This window comes from Rufibacter latericius (assembly GCF_003721515.1).
Taxonomy (GTDB): domain Bacteria; phylum Bacteroidota; class Bacteroidia; order Cytophagales; family Hymenobacteraceae; genus Nibribacter; species Nibribacter latericius.
Genome location: NZ_RJJD01000001.1, coordinates 309,718 through 326,224 on the forward strand (window position 1 = coordinate 309,718; position 16,507 = coordinate 326,224).

The following is a 16,507-nucleotide window of genomic DNA, read 5'->3' on the forward strand; positions in this document are numbered from 1 at the left end:
AACCAAACACATCTATGCCATTTGACCTGAAAGAGATCGCCTCTATTTCTGGTATGCCAGGCCTTTACAGAATTGTAGCGCCTACCCGCAATGGAATCATTGTAGAAAGCCTTTCTGAAAAACCAGCACGCAGTGTTGCCCAGGCCCGCAACCGGGTATCCATTCTGCAGGAAATCTCTATGTACACCAATGACGAGGAACACACGGTTCCGTTGGCCGAGATTTTTGACAGAATCAGAAAACAATACGGATCTGATATTCCGGTAAACGGCAAATCCAGCACGCAGGAGTTGGCTTCCTTCCTGGAGTCAGTGCTTCCAGACTATGACCAGGAGCGGGTGTATGCCTCAGACATGAAGAAACTGGCTCAATGGTATCTGATTGTAAACCAGTTCGTGCCTTACTCTGAGGCCGCTGATGAGACAGCTTCCGCCGAAGGAACCACCGAGGAAACATCTGCCACGGCCGAGTAATCTCTTCTGATATTGAGATAGCCTTACACACCGCGGCCCCTGCCATTAGACAGGGGCCGCGGTGTGTAAGGCTATTTTTTGATACTTTTTTAATTCACCAGCATGGAGGACCTCACCGGTCTTTCTCTGGCTACCAGCAGGTTCTCTACCTCATCTACCATCTCTTTAGACCCGATGTAGAAAGTGCAACGCTGGTGTAGTTCTGAAGGCTGCAGTTCCAGGATGCGGTGACGACCGTCTGAGGCTTTTCCGCCGGCCTGTTCCACAATAAAGGCCAAGGCATTGCACTCGTACAACAATCTCAGTTTTCCGCCCGGTGATTTCAGGGTGTTCGGGTACATGTAAATACCGCCTTTGAGCAGGTTGCGGTGGAAATCTGCCACCAGGGAGCCAATATAACGGGCGGCATAATTTCGTACGCGGCAAAGCTCCACGTAATGCTTGATGCTCTCCGGGAAATGGTTGAACCCGCCCTCGTTCACCGAGTAAATATTGCCGTTCTTCGGAGTGGTAATGTTGGGGTGCGACAAAAAGAACTCGCCCAGTGAAGTCTCATAGGTGAACCCGTTTACGCCGCAACCGGTGGTATACACCAGCATGGTGCTGGAGCCATAGATCACGTAGCCGGCGGCCACCTGTTCGGTTCCCTTCTGGTAAAAATCATCTATGGTGGCTTCGGAGCCCACTTCAGAAATACGGCGGTAAATGGAGAAGATCGTCCCGATGGAGACGTTCACGTCAATGTTGGAGGAACCATCCAGAGGATCTATGGCAACGATGTATTTCCCTTTGTTATTTCCCGTATGGATCACTTCCTCTTCTTCCTCAGAAATGATGGCACACACCTCACCGCCGTTGCGTAAGGCCCGTATGAACCGGATATTAGCCACCACATCCAGCTTTTGCTGGTCTTCTCCCTGCACATTCTGTCGGCCGTAGGCTCCACCAATGTCTGTAAGACCTGCATGGTTAATGGCGCGGTTTACTATTTTTGCCGCCAGGGCTATGTCGCGGAGCAACTGAGACAATTCGCCGGTGGCATAGGGGAAGTCTTCCTGCTTGCGCATGATGAACCGGTCAAGCGTGGTACCCACTGGCAGGGCCAGGTTTTCTTTCAGTGTCATAGGATTAAGGTAGATAGGTGAACGGATAGATTGCTGATAACTCAGGTATATAATTGCAAAAATATCAATTAAACCAATACGAAACTGGTATAACTTAACAGTTTTGTAAAATAAGCAAATTTAAATGATAGTTTACAAATTCGGGGGAGCTTCTGTCAAAAATGCGGCGGCATTCAAGAACGTACTTTCCATTCTTTCCATGCTTCCGAGCCCGGAGAAAACGCTGGTAGTGGTATCGGCGATGGGCAAAACCACCAATGCTTTGGAGCAGGTGTACATCTTGGCATTCCAAGGGCAGGACTACACCCAGACCCTGCAGGAAATGCGCCAATACCACCTTGAGATTGTGCAGGAGCTGTTTCAGGATTCAAAGCACCCGGTGTACGCAGCCCTTCAGGATCACTTCATTTTTCTGGAAAACACCCTTGAAACGGTTCAGCCCACTGAATTTGACCGCCAGTACGACCAGATCATCAGCGTAGGCGAATTACTCTCCAGCCTAATCCTTCATCATTACCTGTGCAGCCAGGGCTTCCAGAACCAATGGCTCGACTGCCGTGAGTACCTCCGCACAGATGACACTTGGCGCGAAAGCCGACTGGACTGGGACTACACCGAACAGAAAATCCAGCAGCACCTGCCAGCCATTCTGGAAAAGGAACCCATCATCACCCAAGGGTTTATCGGGAGTAGCCCTACTGGAGCCACCACCACGCTGGGCCGCGAGGGCTCTGACTTCAGTGCCGCTATTTTTGCGTACTGCCTGCAGGCCGATTCCCTCACCATCTGGAAGGACGTACCCGGCCTTTTGAACGCTGATCCTAAGCTTTTTAAGGACACCTTAAGATACGAAGAAATCGCGTACCAAGAAGCTATTGAAATGGCTTATTACGGAGCCTCGGTCATTCACCCGAAGACGGTGCAGCCGCTGGCCAAACGGTGCATTCCGCTGTACGTGAAATCATTTCTGCACCCAGATCAGCCGGGCACCGTCATCCGCAACTGCCAGCACGACCGCATTGCGCCATCCTATATTTTGAAGCAGAACCAATGCCTGCTCTCCTTCCATACCAAAGACTTCGGGTTTATCTCTGAGCAACACCTGAGTTCCATTTTCCAGGCCCTGAGCAAACACCGGCTCAAGATCAACCTTATGCAGAACTCGGCCATTTCGTTCTCTACCTGCGTAGACGCCGATGAACCCAAGGTGGAGGCCCTAAAAGCAGAGTTGGCGCAAGAGTTTGTGATTCTCTACAACCAGCCGCTCTACCTGTTCACCATCAAAAACTACGACCAACCCAGCCTGGATAGTTTAACCGCCGGAAAAGAGATTCTGCTGGAGCAGCGCAGCCGTCACACCTTACAGTTTATCTGCCGCCCCACCCTGGACTTCCCTCACTAGCAGGAAAAACATCGGCCTACAACTAGGATCATTTTGAGGCTGTTTCTCTGGAAATAGCTGTAAAACAGCATCATGTACACCAGTCAACCCTTTATCATTTTTCGAAGGAGTAATTCTTGGCAAGGGAAACAGGCAAGACACCAGGAGGTTGGGGTTTCCTGTAAGAAACCAGGAAAAGTGAAAGTTAGAGGCGGCATTTCCTTTCTTTTTTGCAGGGTAAAACGTTAGCCCTTACCTTTGCACCACCAATTTCCGGAGGGCACAGTTGTACCCTTGGGGAATTATTCTTACAGATAATTTTTAACATTTCTTTTTAACAATGGCCGTATTAGTAGGTAAAAAAGCACCGTCTTTCAAAGCTACCGCAGTAGTAGATTTAGAATTTGAAGAGGATTTTTCCTTGGACCAATACATTGGAAAGCAACACGTTGTGTTCTACTTCTACCCAATGGACTTTACCTTTGTATGCCCTACAGAGATCATTGCGTTTCAGGACCGTTTAGAGGAATTCACGCGTAAAGGCGTGGCCGTAGTAGGTTGCTCTACAGACACCCACCAGTCACACTGGGCCTGGTTGAACACCCCACGTGAAAGAGGCGGTATTGAAGGCGTTACTTACCCACTGGTAGCCGATGCTACCAAAACCATCTCCTCTAACTTTGACGTATTGGCTGGTCACTATGACACCAACGAAGAAGGTGAGTTGATCTTTGTAGGCGAGCCGGTAGCTTACCGCGGCCTGTTCCTGATCGACAAGCAAGGGGTGGTGCGTCACCAAGTGGTGAACGACATGCCGCTTGGCCGTAGCATTGACGAAGCCCTGAGAATGGTAGACGCCCTGCAGTACTTTGAGGAGAAAGGCGAAGTTTGCCCTGCTAACTGGGAAGAAGGACAAGAAGGAATGCAAGCTACCCGCGAGGGCGTAGCCAGCTACCTGACCAGCAACTAATCTACCCGATATTTCCACCAGGAAAAGCTCCCGTTAACGCGGGAGCTTTTTTATTGGCCCTAAGCGTCATTCAACCCTGAAGAGGAAACCACCGAGGCAAGATGTTTGCTGCCAAAAAACAAAGTGCATTTCAATGCCATTTTCCGGAAATCGGCCGTAAAACAATCCTCGTGAGGAAAGTGTCTTAAGCTTGGGCTGATAGCCCGATGCGTTATTTTACTTCCGCAGGTAGGGCTTACTGGCAATTAGGCTGTATATTTACTTGACAGACAACTCAGGCAAGTAAACGGGAAGAGTGATTTTCCTGCTGTAGTACTTAAGAAATCCCAAGAAGTAATGTCAAAGATTCTATACGAAGTTGGGGTAAGGGCCTATGGGTTGGGAGTACGTCTGGCTGCGCCTTTTGTCCCCAAAGCAGCCCAATGGGTGAAAGGACGCAAAGGTATTTTCGAGGAAATCCACCAGAAACTCCAGCACAACACCGCCCCGGTCGCCTGGTTCCATTGCGCCAGCCTGGGCGAGTTTGAGCAAGGACGGCCCCTTATAGAGGCTTTCAAGCAGCGATTTCCTGATTACAAAGTCGTGCTTACGTTTTTCTCGCCCTCGGGCTATGAAGTCCGGAAGAACTATGCCGGGGCCGATTTCATCTTCTACCTACCCCTGGACACCGCCGACAACGCCCACCAGTTTCTTAATTTGGTGAAGCCCGCACTAGCGGTTTTTGTCAAGTACGAGTTTTGGCACCATTACACCAGAGCCCTGCGCAAACGCCATATTCCGCTGTTTTCAGTAGCGGCCATCTTCCGGCCTAATCAGATTTACTTCCAGAAGAAAGGCAGCTTTTACCGCCGCATTTTAGAGCGCTTTACACATATCTACACCCAAAACACCGAGTCGGCGCAGTTGCTGGCCAGCATCAATTTCACCAAGGTGAGCACCGCCGGCGACACCCGCGTAGACCGGGTGCTACAGACCGCTGCCAACGCGGCGCCAATTCCTCTTGCCGAGGCCTTCAAAGACATGGCTCCCGTGATGGTGATTGGCAGTAGTTGGCCAGAGGATCTACAGGTTCTCCTCCCCTTCATGCAGGAACAAATGCCCGGGCTTAAGTTCATCCTGGCCCCGCACGAAATCAAGGACAAAGAGCTAAGCGAGATAGAGGAACAGTTCAAGGGCAAGGCCATCCGGTTTTCCCAGGCCGATGTGGCTACCGTGGCTTCGTACCGTATCCTGCTCATTGACAACATTGGCATGCTCTCTAGCCTGTACCAATACGCCGACTACGCCTACGTAGGCGGGGCCTTCGGGAAAGGGCTGCACAACACACTGGAACCGGCTGCCTTCGGTCCGCCCATCTTTTTTGGACCTAAATACGCCAAATTCCAGGAAGCCAAAGACCTGGTAGATGCGGGCGTGGCCTTCTGCGTGAAATCGGCCCCGGACCTGAGTAAGAAGTTTCTGGCGGTGCATGGCAACCCTGCTGAACTGCAGAAAATCAACGCCACCACCAAGGCTTATCTGCAGAAACAAGCCGGAGCCACTGACCGGATCTTAACTTCGTTGGAATATTGGTTACCTTCGCGCCAGGTATGACAGGCACAGTAGTAAAATCGACGGGTTCTTGGTATTTGGTACGCGGCCACGCAGACGGGCAGCTGTACAAATGCCGCCTGCGCGGGAAATTCAAAAACAAAGGCCTAAAAGTAAGCAACCCCATTGCCGTGGGCGATGAAGTGACCATAGAGCCCGAGGGTGGCGAAAACCAGGGCGTCATCACGGACATCAAGCTCCGGCGCAACTACATCATCCGGAAATCGACGCACAAGGCGCACCATTCCCACATTGTGGCCTCCAACCTGGACCAGGCCTTCTTGGTAGTGACCTTGGTCTCGCCGCGCACCTCCTTCGGGTTTATTGATCGTTTTCTGGTTACCGCCGAGGCCTACGACATCCCCGCCACGCTCCTCTTCAACAAACTGGATTTGTATGATGAAGATGCCCTAGGCTACATGAAACAAGTGATGCAGCTTTACAGCCAAGTGGGTTATCCCTGTTATCCGCTATCGGCGCATACAGGTGAAGGTTTAGAGCAGGTACAAGAACTGCTGGCAGATAAGGTTTCCCTTTTCACCGGCCACTCCGGCGTAGGCAAAAGCACCCTGGTGAACGCCCTGGTTCCTGACCTGGACATTAAAACCTCCGAAATCTCTGCGTTCTCAGACAAAGGCGTGCACACCACCACCTTCGCCGAAATGTTTGAGGTAGAGCCTGGCACTTACCTTATTGACACGCCCGGCATCAAAGAACTGGGCGTGGTGGAGATGAAGCGCGAGGAGATAGCCCATTATTTCCCCGAGATGCGTGCCCGCCTGAACAAATGCAAATACAACAACTGCGTGCACGTGAACGAACCGGGTTGTGCCGTACAGGAGGCCGTGAAAAAAGGCAAGATCGCCCTTCCCCGCTACGAAAGTTACCTGAGTTTGCTTCAGGACGAAGACTCTCACCGGTAAGATAAGTCCTGAGTTCTGAGTCTTGAGTTCGATTTTCCGTTTAGGTCCTGGTTTTTGAAAAAGGGTTTGAAAGGCAGATCACGCCTCTCAGTTCTACCTTCAGCCGATGGGCAAAAATTTCCGTACCTTTGCAGAAGTGGTCGCGGGTATCTCAGATGCTTCGGCCCTGTTTCCATTTAAAAGCACATTCATACTTATGAAAACCGCAGAAATCCATACCCCCAAGGGTGTCATGAAAGTAGAATTCTACGAAAACGACGCGCCTAAAACTGTTGAGAACTTCACGAAACTAGCCAAAGAAGGTTTCTATGACGGTCTTACCTTTCACCGCGTCCTGCCCGATTTCGTGATTCAAGGTGGTTGCCCAAACTCTCGCGAAGGCGCCAAAGGAATGCCCGGTACTGGCGGACCAGGTTATAAAATTGACTGCGAACTAACCGGCGGCAACCAGTACCACGACCGTGGCGTGTTGTCTATGGCGCACGCAGGCCGCAACACCGGCGGATCCCAGTTCTTCATCTGCCACAGCCGCAACAACACCGCGCACCTGGACCGCAACCACACCTGCTTCGGGAAAGTGGTAGAAGGCCTGGACGTGATTGACACCATCAAAGCGGGTGACAGAATCGAGAAAATTGTGGTAAACGAGGCTTAGTCTCTTTAAGGGAAGTATAACCCCAAGCTTTTTTTGATAGCCGGAAGACGCATGTTTTCCGGCTATTTTTTTGAAAGGGCTCTTAAAACGAATTTTACCTTTGGGTATTAAGACCTCCTTTAGTCATAGGCAACTTTTTAAAAACAGGAAAGCCGAAGCAACTGCTGCTCCGGCTTTCCTGTTTTATGTTTAAGGCTTGTTTTCAGGAAAACAGCCTAATAACGCTTGTTGTCGTCCTCATCATCGTCGTCGTCATCGGTCAGGGAGAATCCGCCGCCGGAGAACATACTGCTGAGCAGGTCCTTGAACTGCAGACCCGCAGTCAGGCGGTTACGGGAGATGAGGCTGTACTCGGCCAGGCCGTGCAGGCAGAACTCCATCCAGAACAAATGCTCGGCTTCGCCTTTGGCGTTTGGCTGGAATTTATCAACTACTTCGGAGAGGCCCGGCACTTGGTTCAACACGCGCTTGTACTCGGCATCTGAGGCATCGTTGAGCAAATCCAGGGTGTGCCCGTCTGAGAACCAACCTGATACTTTTTTATAGGGGTCTTTGTCTTTCTGCTTCTTGAACTTGTCTGGGTCTGGGAAGTAATTGAGGAACTGCGTCCGGATGGCTTTGCCCATCAGACGGTAAGCCACGCCCCCGGCTCCCTCCTGCTCGCCTTCGTAGACCAGTTCCACCTTGCCGGTCACGGCCGGTACGGCGGCCAGGAAATCAGCGATGCGCACGTGGGTGGATGACTCGGCGTTGAGCAGCACCCGGCGCTCAGCGGAGCTCACTACGCTCTCATACGCCGAGATGGTCAGACGGGCCGAGACGCCGCTTTTGGCATCTACGTACTCGCTCTCGCGGGCCTCAAACGCGATCTGCTCCACCAGGTCATGGATGAGTTCGTGCCCTTTCACGCGCTCCTGCTGCACGTCGGTGATGCGGGCCTCCTGCTTGGTGATACTTTTACCTACCTCAATGCTCTTTGGATAGTGGGTGATGATCTGGCTATCAATCCGGTCTTTTAAAGGTGTCACGATGGAGCCACGGTTCGTGTAATCCTCGGGGTTGGCAGTGAACACAAACTGGATGTCCAGCGGCAGCCTGATCTTGAACCCCCTAATCTGGATATCGCCTTCCTGCAGAATGTTGAACAAAGAAACCTGGATACGGGCCTGCAAATCGGGTAACTCGTTGATCACGAAAATACCGCGGTGTGCTCTGGGAATGAGGCCGAAGTGAATCACGCGTTCATCTGAATAAGGCAATTTCAGGGTAGCCGCTTTGATAGGATCTGCGTCTCCAATCAAATCCGCCACCGATACGTCTGGGGTGGCCAGTTTCTCGGTGTAGCGCTCACCGCGGTGCAGCCAGGAAACAGGGGTTTCATCGCCGTGGTGGGCTATCTGGTCCAGAGCGTAACGGGAAAGCGGCTGCAGGGGGTCATCGTTCAGTTCAGAACCGGCAACCACGGGCACGTACTCGTCCAGGAGCTGCACCAACAGGCGGGCGATGCGGGTTTTGGCCTGTCCGCGCAAGCCTAGCAGGTTGATGTGGTGGCGGCTCAGGATGGCTCGCTGCAGGTCAGGAATAACGGTCTCCTCGTACCCGAAAATGCCCGGAAACACTTCCTCGCCGCTGCTCAGTTTTTTGATGAGGTTGGCGCGTAGCTCTTCTTTTACGGTTTGCGGCTCATAGCCAGCGGCCTTTAGTTGGCCAAGGGTCTTGATCTTGTGCAGTTGCTCTGCAGGTATATCGGTATAAAGCATGTTTGGTTGCTGATGGTTATTGTTCAATTTGGAGGATATTTCCGTTTCAGGCCTCTTTTTCAGAAAACCGGCCTGAACCATTTTTTTTCGTTAAATTTAATTTTAATAAAAAAGCCTAATGAAGAGTTACACGTTATTGCAAATTCTGGCATATACCCTAATGATTCTGGGGACAGCCCTGCAAATTTTTCATGTGATAGATCGTCCTGCTTTCTACGCTTTCCTGGTAGTTGGTTTTGTGCTAAGCATGATCTCCAGAAACCTGCGCAAACGATCATTGCATCAAAAATAATCAACGTACGTTTTGGTGCTGATTTTCAGAAAACATCGCTAAAACACTTCATCTACAAGCGTTTCTTCTTGTTGCGGCCGTAGTCTCTGAACACCAAGTCACCCAGGCCTTTGAGGCTGCTGTAGTAGGCCTGCCCATTGTTTACCTGGGTAAACTCCTCTACGAACTGCTGCAGGTACGGGTCTGAGGCAATCATGAAGGTGGTGATGGGAATACCAATCCGGCGGCACTGCGCAGCCAGGTTCAGGGTTTTGTTTACCACTTTCCTATCCAGGCCAAAACTGTTTTTGTAGTACTTCAGGCCTTCTTTAAGGCAGGTGGGCTTGCCATCGGTAATCATGAAGATCTGTTTGTTGGCGGTTTTGCGGCGGCGCAGCAAGTCCATGGCTAACTCAAGTCCGGCTACGGTGTTGGTGTGGTACGGCCCCACCATAAGGTAAGGCAGGTCTTTCACACTGATTTGCCAGGCATCGTTACCAAACACAATGATGTCCAGGTTGTCTTTGGGGTACTTGATTTTCACCAACTCGGCCAGGGCCATGGCTACTTTCTTGGCGGGCGTGATGCGGTCTTCGCCGTACAGAATCATGGAATGCGAGATATCGATCATGAGCACGGTGCTCGTGAGGCTTTTGTGCTCGCGTTCGGTCACTTCCAGGTCTTGCTCCGTGAGGAAGAAATCGTCGCCCAGGCCGTGGTGAATCTGCGCATTGCGAATGGACTCGGTGAGCTCGATCTGCTCGGCGGCATCACCGAACTGGAACTCGCGCCGGTCTGCCGAGGCTTCATCGCCCTGCCCGGTTTTAGGCGTGGTGTGGTTTCCGCGACCGCCTTTCTTCAGCTTCCCGAAGATCTCTTCCAGCGCGCTTTTCCTGATCTTCTGCTCGCCCTTGGCCTGTAGCTTGAACTGCCCGTCTGGGCCTTTGTCATCTATGTAGCCGTTTTTCTTTAGGTCCTCAAAGAAATCTCCCAGACCATAGGAGTCATTGGTGAGGTTGTAGCGCTTATCCAGTTCACTCATCCAGGACATGGCTTCGGCCACGTCACCGGCGGTGAGGGTAATGAGCTGAAGGAAAATCTGGAGCAGGGCTTCAAACCCTTTGTCCGTTGGTTCCTCCGGCACGAAATCGGTAAATCTATATCCGGCTGCCATGGGCTTTAGTGTATCTTTTGTTTAACAGATAGTAAACGCAAATGTTCTTCTATTTAGTAACCTTCTCCCCTGAAAGGAGTAAACAATATCAATTAGTACAATCAATTTATAATTAAAATACCATTTACCCTGAACCATGCGCGCAATTTGGAAAAACACGATTATTGCGGAGAGTGACGCTACCATTGAAGTGGAAGGAAACCATTACTTCCCGCCCTCCTCTCTGCGCTGGGAGTTCTTCAAACCCAGTACCCGGCACTCGGTTTGCTCCTGGAAGGGAGAGGCTTCTTACTATTCTCTACAGGTGGGCCACTTTGAGAACACAGACGCCGCCTGGACTTATCCCCAACCCCAGGAAAAAGCAAAAAGCATTGAAGGTTTCATCGCCTTTTGGAAAGGAGTGCAGGTTGTTGGCAAAAACTGATTCCTGCTCCTCCCTATAAATCCTTTTGTTCAGAAAGCCTCGCCTTTAAGTGGGGCTTTCTGATTTTGAGATATACTTTATACTTCAATTTACTTAAAATAAACCAGAAACGCCCTGCAATTGCTTACAGGGCGTTTCTGGTTTATTTTAAGTAAAAGAGGCTAAAAACCCCTTCTGTTCTTAGCTGTCAATCCACTTGAACTTGTACTGCAGTTCTGGTACGCGCAGGCGGTCTGCCACGCGGCGAAGACGGTTAGGCAGGGCCATGAGGTAGTCACGGGCACGCTCGCCAGCTTCGTTCAAGCCCGTCATGCTGGAGATTTTCCACTCTCTGATAAGGGTTTCCATGATCTCCACATAGTCAGAAGAGGTGTACACGCCTATGCGTTGGGCGGCATCGGTGAAGTGCCCGAAGGTCTGTCCCTGGTCAATGCCCAGTTCGCGCAGGTAATGCGCCGGCATCACAATTTTCTTGCGCATCATGTCTTCAAAAGCCAGCATCATCTCTGAAGGGTCTACCTCAAAGATTTTCTTCACGAAAGTTTTGTACGCCTTGGCGTGGCGTCCTTCATCGGCGGCGATGAAATTACAGATCCGCGATAAGGTGGTTTCGCCGGCTTGCTTGGCCAAGGCGCCCACCCTACGGTGCGATACGTTAGTAGCTGTCTCCTGGAAGGAAGTGTACACAAAGCTGCGGTACGGATCATCATCGGTTTTGATGTCCATTCCGTCCGCGATCAGGTACTGGGTGGAGGCTTCCATCTGGCGCATGTCAATTCGGCCCGACAGGTAGAGGTAGCGGTTCAGGAGGTCGCCGTGGCGGTTTTCTTCTGAGGTCCAGCCACGGTTCCACTTCATCCAGGAACTGTCAGGATTGGTGTTCACTTCCTTTATGCTCATAATCCAACTCTCATAAGTTGGAAGGGCCTCCTCGGTGATGGTATCGCCAATTAACACGGCCAGCAGGTCATAAGAAAGGCCTTTAGCACGTTCTTTCAGGTCCCGGATCTCGTCGAAAAAGGAATCAAGGCGCGCATCTGGTAAGAAATCTGCCGGTTGCCAGCTGTCTTCCACAGATTTAAGGAACTCTGGCAGCGCGTTATCCAGAAATTTCTCCACATATATCATCACCTCAGAACGGGTGGCTAAAGCATTATTAATCATAAATCATTAGGATATGGAAGAACAAATATATTACTTTTTCACAGAATGCCCGGCAGCGGTAGTATTCGTTATCCAGACTGCATCACCTTTTAAAACTATTTCTTACGTAAAACACGGACCAGGGTGACAGAGTTTTCCCCATGGATGCCAAAACAAGCCGTTATTTTTTATCTTTGGCTACACCCAACCCTTACCATGTCTCTGCCTCTGTTGAAGAAAGTGCTCCCGGCCCAAACCCGGCTCTCTTTACGAAAGCTTTACTGGCTTTCCAGAAGCTGGCTTTACGTAGGCAACAAGGTGTACTGCCCCCTCTGCGAGGCTTCCTTCCGCACGTTCTTAGCTTTCGGCACCGAACGCAGGCCCAAGGCCCTTTGTCCCCGGTGCCACACCGTAGAGCGCCACCGCTTGCTGTGGCTGTACCTGCAAGAAAAGGAAAAGATTGCCGAGTTGCCCCTGGAAGTGCTGCACATGGCCCCTGAGCCTATTTTGCAAAGCCGTCTCAAGCGCCTCCTGAACCTGCGTTACCGCAGCGCAGACCTTAGCTCACCCGTGGCAATGGACCACGTAGACATTCAGGCCCTTCCCTACCCAGACGCCACTTTTGATCTGATTCTCTGCTCCCACGTGCTGGCGCATGTACCCCAGGATGGAAAAGCCCTGCAGGAACTGCACCGTGTCCTGAAGCCCCAGGGAAAACTTCTCCTCCAGGCCCGCCTGCACCCTATTGCCCAAACCCTAGAGGTGCCCGAGGCGATCACTCCCCAGCAGCGCCTGCAAGCCTACGGCCAAGCCGATCGGTTCCGGAACTACGGCCAGGATTTCGCCCAACGCGTGGCAGCCCAGGGATTTCAGGTTCACCCTGTAGAATACGCCCTCACCCGTACGCCTGCCGAGCAGCAAAGGCTGGGCCTGGGCTTGGGAGAACTCATCTTTGTTTCCACACCCGTCCTGAATGAAGCTCAGTAAAAGGGTAAGCCGCGTTTTTCCTGCCCTTGCCCCGTTCCTGCTCAAAACAGTAGGCCCCCTGAAGCATTTCGCCTGGCGCCTCAAGCCCAAACCAGCTTTGACCACCGACGAAGTAACCTCTGACATGGTTCCTCAATCCTTGGAAGGTTACACCCACAAGCTTTTCTACTTGCCGGGCGAAGTCATTTCTTTCCACCTCAAAGCCTTGTTGCCCCAGAACCAATTAAGGTTACAGCGTAGCGTGGCAGATCAAGAATGGGAGGAATTGACAACGCACGCTTTTGACGTAATTTCTCAAAAAGAGACCTTAAACGAAGCCCAGGAAGGATGTCACTGGGTCGTGAGTTGGCAGTACACCCTGCCCCAAACGACTGCCCCAGGTTATTACCGTGCCTTCCTGACAAACCCCGACTTGGAGAATCCTGCCGAGATCCATTTTCTGGTGGGTTCTGCTTTTCCTTCCTCAAAGGTGGCGGTGCTGGCCCCTGTGACTACCTGGCTGGCCTACAATGCCTACGGCGGACAATCACTCTACAGAAACGCCTTGGGCGAAGGCTATGTGCCTTATGTCTCAATGCTTCGGCCTAACACTGCCCTTACCTATTCCTGCACCCAGCCGCTCCAGCACAACCTCCGGATAGAAGCCAACATCTTCCATTGGTTTTCCCGGCACTTCCAGGCCGATCTCTACCCAGATTATTACCTGGAAGAACATCCCGAGGTATTCCAAAACCACCAAGTGCTGGTATTGGCCTACCATGCCGAATATTTTTCTGCGAAGATGTACACGGCCTTGCGGGAACTGGTTTACCAACAGCGGAAATCTTTACTGGCTCTGGGCGGAAATCAGGTATACTGGCAGGTTCGCTGGCACCAGAACTTTACCCAGGTGGAGTGCCGCAAAAACGGCTCCTTTTTCGAAAACGAGGCGGAAAGAGGTTGCCTCTGGCGGCACACCCCGCAGCCCGAAAGCCAACTTTTAGGTGCCCAGTTCTCGGAGGCGGGCATGGGCACTTTCGCCCCTTATCAGGTGCTGGAACCCAGGCACTGGCTTTTTGCGGGTGTTTCTCTCCAACAAGGCAGTTTATTCGGGGTAAAAGGACTGGACCACCTGCCTATCTGCGGCGATGAGACCGATAAAACCACCTGGAGTACTCCCGCTTCTACCGTTGTATTAGCCAAAGGGTTAAACAAAACTTCGCCGAAGGGCTCGATGGTCTACCAAGCACAAGATCCTGCCTGGAATGGAAGCGGCGGCGGCGAGATCACCTTCACTGAGCTTTCCGAAAAAAACGCTGTCCTGAACACTGGTTCCATCCAGAGCGGCTCAGGCTTGGGAACGGATACCGTTTTCACCCAGTTGATTCAGAATTTCATGCAGCGGTATGCCCATACTTCCAGCGATGATACCACCGCCGCAGGAATTGCAACGGCACCTGCTTCTGCGTGAGCACTTGCAGAATCCGGTAGAGGGGCGCCATGCCTTTTTCCTCTTCCAGCACCTGCAAAAGCTGCCCGGCCTCTGGGTAATTGGCCGTGAGGTAGGCATGCCTTGCCTCGTACTTTATCCTGTTCCGTAAGGCTTCTTTTTCCTGATGCGTCCTGACTAATTTCTGCGCTTTTCTGATCACCTGGATGGTGGAGGCCAGTTGCTTGTCGCCCTTCTGGTAGACTTTCCGGGAAAGCGAATGCGGGTGCATCCGGCGCTGGCACAGCACCTGGTCCAGAAAAAAGTAGTGCCAGTTACGGGATGACCTTACCCAAAAATCGAAGTCCTCGTAGGCCAACAACGGGTCATAGCCCTGCAGTTCTTCCAGCACCTGCCGCCGCATCATCATGGTGGGCGGGCAGATAAAGTAACGGCCCAGCACATCGGCAAAGACATCGCCTTTTGCGGGTTTTGGGCTTATTTTCCCGGAATCGGGCCGTTTATAGAAAAACCCCATTGAAGCTCCCTGCTCGTCAATAAGCTCGGCATCGGTGTACACGACTCCGTAGGTTTCGGGTAAGTGCTGAAAGGCCGCCACTTGCTGCGCCACCCTGTCGGGGTGCAGGACATCGTCTGTCGCGAAATCGATGATGAACTCGCCTCGGCTTAACTGTAGGGCCTCGTTGAATGAGGCGCAGTTACCTATGTTTTGAGCGTGTTTTATGAATCTGATCTGCGGAAACCGATGGGTATACTCTTCTATGATGGTCACGCTGTCATCGGTGCTCAGGTCATCCACCACCAATATCTCCAGATGAGGATAGGTCTGCGCCAGGACGGAATCCAAAGCCTCGCGCAGGAACAAGGCGTGGTTGTAACAGAGGCAGATGATGGAAACGAGCGGCGCGTTCATGCAGAAAAGAAGTAAGACCGGAACAGGTACAAGTGGAATACCAGGTACACTCCGTAGCGGATGGCATGCGCCACGGGTAATCCCTCCAGCCCAAACAAAGGCATCAGCCAGGCCACCAGTGCTACATATAAAACCCCGGACGCCAACTGGGTGAAAATATAAAGTTTTACCCGCGCCTGCACCGTCACGATATACGATAGCACCCAAGCCGTCATTTTCAGGAAATCGCCCAGCAGTTGGTAGTCCATCAGGTCGCGGGCGGCCAAAAACTCTTGGTGGAACAACAGCTGGATAAAGAAATCACGCTGCCACCAGAAAACCAATAGGCCTACTCCTACGCCGGGGACAAGGAAAGAAAATATACTTTTTACGTACTCGCGTAAGGCTTGGGGCGTAGGAAGCAAAGCGGCGATCTTGGGGTAATACACCATGCCCAGGATGGAAATATACACCATGGTATAGCTGTCAGAGATCTTCACCACCGACTGCCACAGCCCGGTCTCCAAGAGGGAGAACTGCCGGATGGCCATCTCGCGCACCACAAAGTCTACTAGTTTGGCCCCCACCAAAGTTGAGAGCGCCATCACCAGGAACTTACCCAGGTTTTTAAGTACCTCGGGGTTCATTTTCAACTGCACGGCTGGCACCAAGCCCTTATAACCCACTACTCCCATACCCACTAGCCCACTGATGCTTTGCCCGGCAAGGAACAGAACCAAGGAAAGCGGAAGGTCCACCTGCCCAACGGCCCACCACATGACGGCCACACTAACCAGGCTGGTGAACAGACTTATGCCCACATAGGCCCGCAGCGCCTGCCGTGCGAGCAACACCGCCAGAAAGAAAAGGTGCAACAATAACAAAAAGAAAAGCACCCCCAGCATTCCACTGGAAAAAGCGCCGTGCTGCGCCAGCAGTTGCTCGCCAAACCGCTCCAGAAAAAAAGAAGGGAACAGTAAAATGGCACCTGCCACCCCTAGGAAAGTAAAAATGTTGAGAAAAATGCCGGCCCAGAAGTAGGCTCGGTACTGGGCACTTCCTTTTTCTTCCTGCGCCAGGTGCCGGATCAGGCCTACATTGATGCCACTATTGGGCAACGTGGTCAGTAACGCGATCAGGTTTTGGAAGTGTGCCAGCAGCGTGATGCCATGGGGCCCGTAGTACACGGCAAATAACTTATTGATCAGAAGCGCACTGGCCGCCCGAGCCACCGTAGAAAGCCCCGACCAAACCGAATTCCCCAAAAATTGCCGCAAGTGCTGCTTTCGCGCCATGGTGCAAACTACAAAG

At 51.9% G+C, this 16,507-nt stretch carries 15 protein-coding genes; 9 read left to right on the plus strand and 6 right to left on the minus strand.

Features of this window, described 5'->3' with window-relative positions:
* Positions 1-14: 14 nt before the first annotated feature.
* Positions 15-473 (plus strand): DUF5606 family protein, encoded by a 459-nt coding sequence (locus EFB08_RS01255; protein WP_123125095.1) that lies wholly within the window; start codon positions 15-17, stop codon positions 471-473.
* An 89-nt stretch (positions 474-562) separates the two neighbouring features.
* On the opposite strand, the gene fbp is transcribed toward EFB08_RS01255, so the two are convergent.
* On the minus strand, positions 563-1,597 hold the full coding sequence (fbp, locus tag EFB08_RS01260) for a class 1 fructose-bisphosphatase (RefSeq protein WP_123125096.1): 1,035 nt from the start codon (positions 1,595-1,597) through the stop codon (positions 563-565).
* A 124-nt stretch (positions 1,598-1,721) separates the two neighbouring features.
* Between fbp and EFB08_RS01265 the strand changes: the two genes are divergently transcribed.
* The 5 genes from EFB08_RS01265 (at position 1,722) to EFB08_RS01285 (ending at position 7,116) form a co-directional block, all read left to right on the plus strand.
* On the plus strand, positions 1,722-2,999 hold the full coding sequence (locus EFB08_RS01265) for an aspartate kinase (protein ID WP_123125097.1): 1,278 nt from the start codon (positions 1,722-1,724) through the stop codon (positions 2,997-2,999).
* A 319-nt stretch (positions 3,000-3,318) separates the two neighbouring features.
* Positions 3,319-3,948, plus strand: a complete 630-nt coding sequence (locus EFB08_RS01270; protein WP_123125098.1) for a peroxiredoxin — start codon at positions 3,319-3,321, stop codon at positions 3,946-3,948.
* Positions 3,949-4,284: 336 nt separating this feature from the next.
* The gene (locus tag EFB08_RS01275; RefSeq protein WP_123125099.1) at positions 4,285-5,541 is read left to right on the plus strand and encodes a 3-deoxy-D-manno-octulosonic acid transferase; all 1,257 of its coding nucleotides are present in this window, start codon (positions 4,285-4,287) and stop codon (positions 5,539-5,541) included.
* Entirely contained in the window at positions 5,538-6,461 is a 924-nt protein-coding gene (gene rsgA / locus EFB08_RS01280) for a ribosome small subunit-dependent GTPase A (RefSeq protein ID WP_123125100.1), read from the plus strand. The genes EFB08_RS01275 and rsgA overlap by 4 nt, the downstream gene beginning before the upstream one ends.
* Positions 6,462-6,657: 196 nt before the next feature.
* Positions 6,658-7,116: a peptidylprolyl isomerase gene (locus EFB08_RS01285; RefSeq protein WP_123125591.1), complete on the plus strand. Its 459-nt coding sequence runs from the start codon at positions 6,658-6,660 to the stop codon at positions 7,114-7,116.
* A 215-nt stretch (positions 7,117-7,331) separates the two neighbouring features.
* Here EFB08_RS01285 and EFB08_RS01290 read toward each other — a convergent pair whose 3' ends face one another.
* A complete protein-coding gene (locus EFB08_RS01290) occupies positions 7,332-8,876 on the minus strand; it encodes a sigma 54-interacting transcriptional regulator (protein ID WP_123125592.1) in 1,545 nt (514 codons plus the stop codon).
* Positions 8,877-9,220: 344 nt separating this feature from the next.
* Complete coding sequence (locus EFB08_RS01295) at positions 9,221-10,321, minus strand: vWA domain-containing protein (RefSeq protein WP_123125101.1); 1,101 nt, start codon at positions 10,319-10,321, stop codon at positions 9,221-9,223.
* A 136-nt stretch (positions 10,322-10,457) separates the two neighbouring features.
* On the opposite strand from EFB08_RS01295, the gene EFB08_RS01300 reads away from it, so the two are divergent.
* A complete protein-coding gene (locus tag EFB08_RS01300) occupies positions 10,458-10,745 on the plus strand; it encodes a DUF427 domain-containing protein (RefSeq protein ID WP_123125102.1) in 288 nt (95 codons plus the stop codon).
* Positions 10,746-10,925: 180 nt separating this feature from the next.
* Here EFB08_RS01300 and EFB08_RS01305 read toward each other — a convergent pair whose 3' ends face one another.
* Positions 10,926-11,909 (minus strand): acyl-ACP desaturase, encoded by a 984-nt coding sequence (locus tag EFB08_RS01305; RefSeq protein WP_193553952.1) that lies wholly within the window; start codon positions 11,907-11,909, stop codon positions 10,926-10,928.
* A gap of 195 nt (positions 11,910-12,104) precedes the next feature.
* Here EFB08_RS01305 and EFB08_RS01310 point away from each other — a divergent pair, with 195 nt between their 5' ends.
* Positions 12,105-12,875 (plus strand): class I SAM-dependent methyltransferase, encoded by a 771-nt coding sequence (locus EFB08_RS01310; RefSeq protein WP_165864768.1) that lies wholly within the window; start codon positions 12,105-12,107, stop codon positions 12,873-12,875.
* Positions 12,862-14,325, plus strand: coding sequence for a N,N-dimethylformamidase beta subunit family domain-containing protein (locus EFB08_RS01315; protein WP_123125104.1), 1,464 nt, complete (start codon positions 12,862-12,864; stop codon positions 14,323-14,325). The genes EFB08_RS01310 and EFB08_RS01315 overlap by 14 nt, the downstream gene beginning before the upstream one ends.
* Here EFB08_RS01315 and EFB08_RS01320 read toward each other — a convergent pair.
* On the minus strand, positions 14,249-15,217 hold the full coding sequence (locus tag EFB08_RS01320; protein WP_123125105.1) for a glycosyltransferase family 2 protein: 969 nt from the start codon (positions 15,215-15,217) through the stop codon (positions 14,249-14,251). The genes EFB08_RS01315 and EFB08_RS01320 overlap by 77 nt on opposite strands.
* On the minus strand, positions 15,214-16,491 hold the full coding sequence (locus EFB08_RS01325; RefSeq protein ID WP_123125106.1) for an MATE family efflux transporter: 1,278 nt from the start codon (positions 16,489-16,491) through the stop codon (positions 15,214-15,216). Before EFB08_RS01325 ends, EFB08_RS01320 begins: the two co-directional genes overlap by 4 nt.
* Positions 16,492-16,507: the final 16 nt, after the last annotated feature.

Coding starts and splice junctions, on each gene's coding strand:
- EFB08_RS01255 (WP_123125095.1), top strand. CDS start 15: ATGCCATTTGACCTGAAAGAGATCGCCTCTATTTCTGGTATGCCAGGC.
- fbp (WP_123125096.1), bottom strand. CDS start 1,597: ATGACACTGAAAGAAAACCTGGCCCTGCCAGTGGGTACCACGCTTGAC.
- EFB08_RS01265 (WP_123125097.1), top strand. CDS start 1,722: ATGATAGTTTACAAATTCGGGGGAGCTTCTGTCAAAAATGCGGCGGCA.
- EFB08_RS01270 (WP_123125098.1), top strand. CDS start 3,319: ATGGCCGTATTAGTAGGTAAAAAAGCACCGTCTTTCAAAGCTACCGCA.
- EFB08_RS01275 (WP_123125099.1), top strand. CDS start 4,285: ATGTCAAAGATTCTATACGAAGTTGGGGTAAGGGCCTATGGGTTGGGA.
- rsgA (WP_123125100.1), top strand. CDS start 5,538: ATGACAGGCACAGTAGTAAAATCGACGGGTTCTTGGTATTTGGTACGC.
- EFB08_RS01285 (WP_123125591.1), top strand. CDS start 6,658: ATGAAAACCGCAGAAATCCATACCCCCAAGGGTGTCATGAAAGTAGAA.
- EFB08_RS01290 (WP_123125592.1), bottom strand. CDS start 8,876: ATGCTTTATACCGATATACCTGCAGAGCAACTGCACAAGATCAAGACC.
- EFB08_RS01295 (WP_123125101.1), bottom strand. CDS start 10,321: ATGGCAGCCGGATATAGATTTACCGATTTCGTGCCGGAGGAACCAACG.
- EFB08_RS01300 (WP_123125102.1), top strand. CDS start 10,458: ATGCGCGCAATTTGGAAAAACACGATTATTGCGGAGAGTGACGCTACC.
- EFB08_RS01305 (WP_193553952.1), bottom strand. CDS start 11,909: ATGATTAATAATGCTTTAGCCACCCGTTCTGAGGTGATGATATATGTG.
- EFB08_RS01310 (WP_165864768.1), top strand. CDS start 12,105: ATGTCTCTGCCTCTGTTGAAGAAAGTGCTCCCGGCCCAAACCCGGCTC.
- EFB08_RS01315 (WP_123125104.1), top strand. CDS start 12,862: ATGAAGCTCAGTAAAAGGGTAAGCCGCGTTTTTCCTGCCCTTGCCCCG.
- EFB08_RS01320 (WP_123125105.1), bottom strand. CDS start 15,217: ATGAACGCGCCGCTCGTTTCCATCATCTGCCTCTGTTACAACCACGCC.
- EFB08_RS01325 (WP_123125106.1), bottom strand. CDS start 16,491: ATGGCGCGAAAGCAGCACTTGCGGCAATTTTTGGGGAATTCGGTTTGG.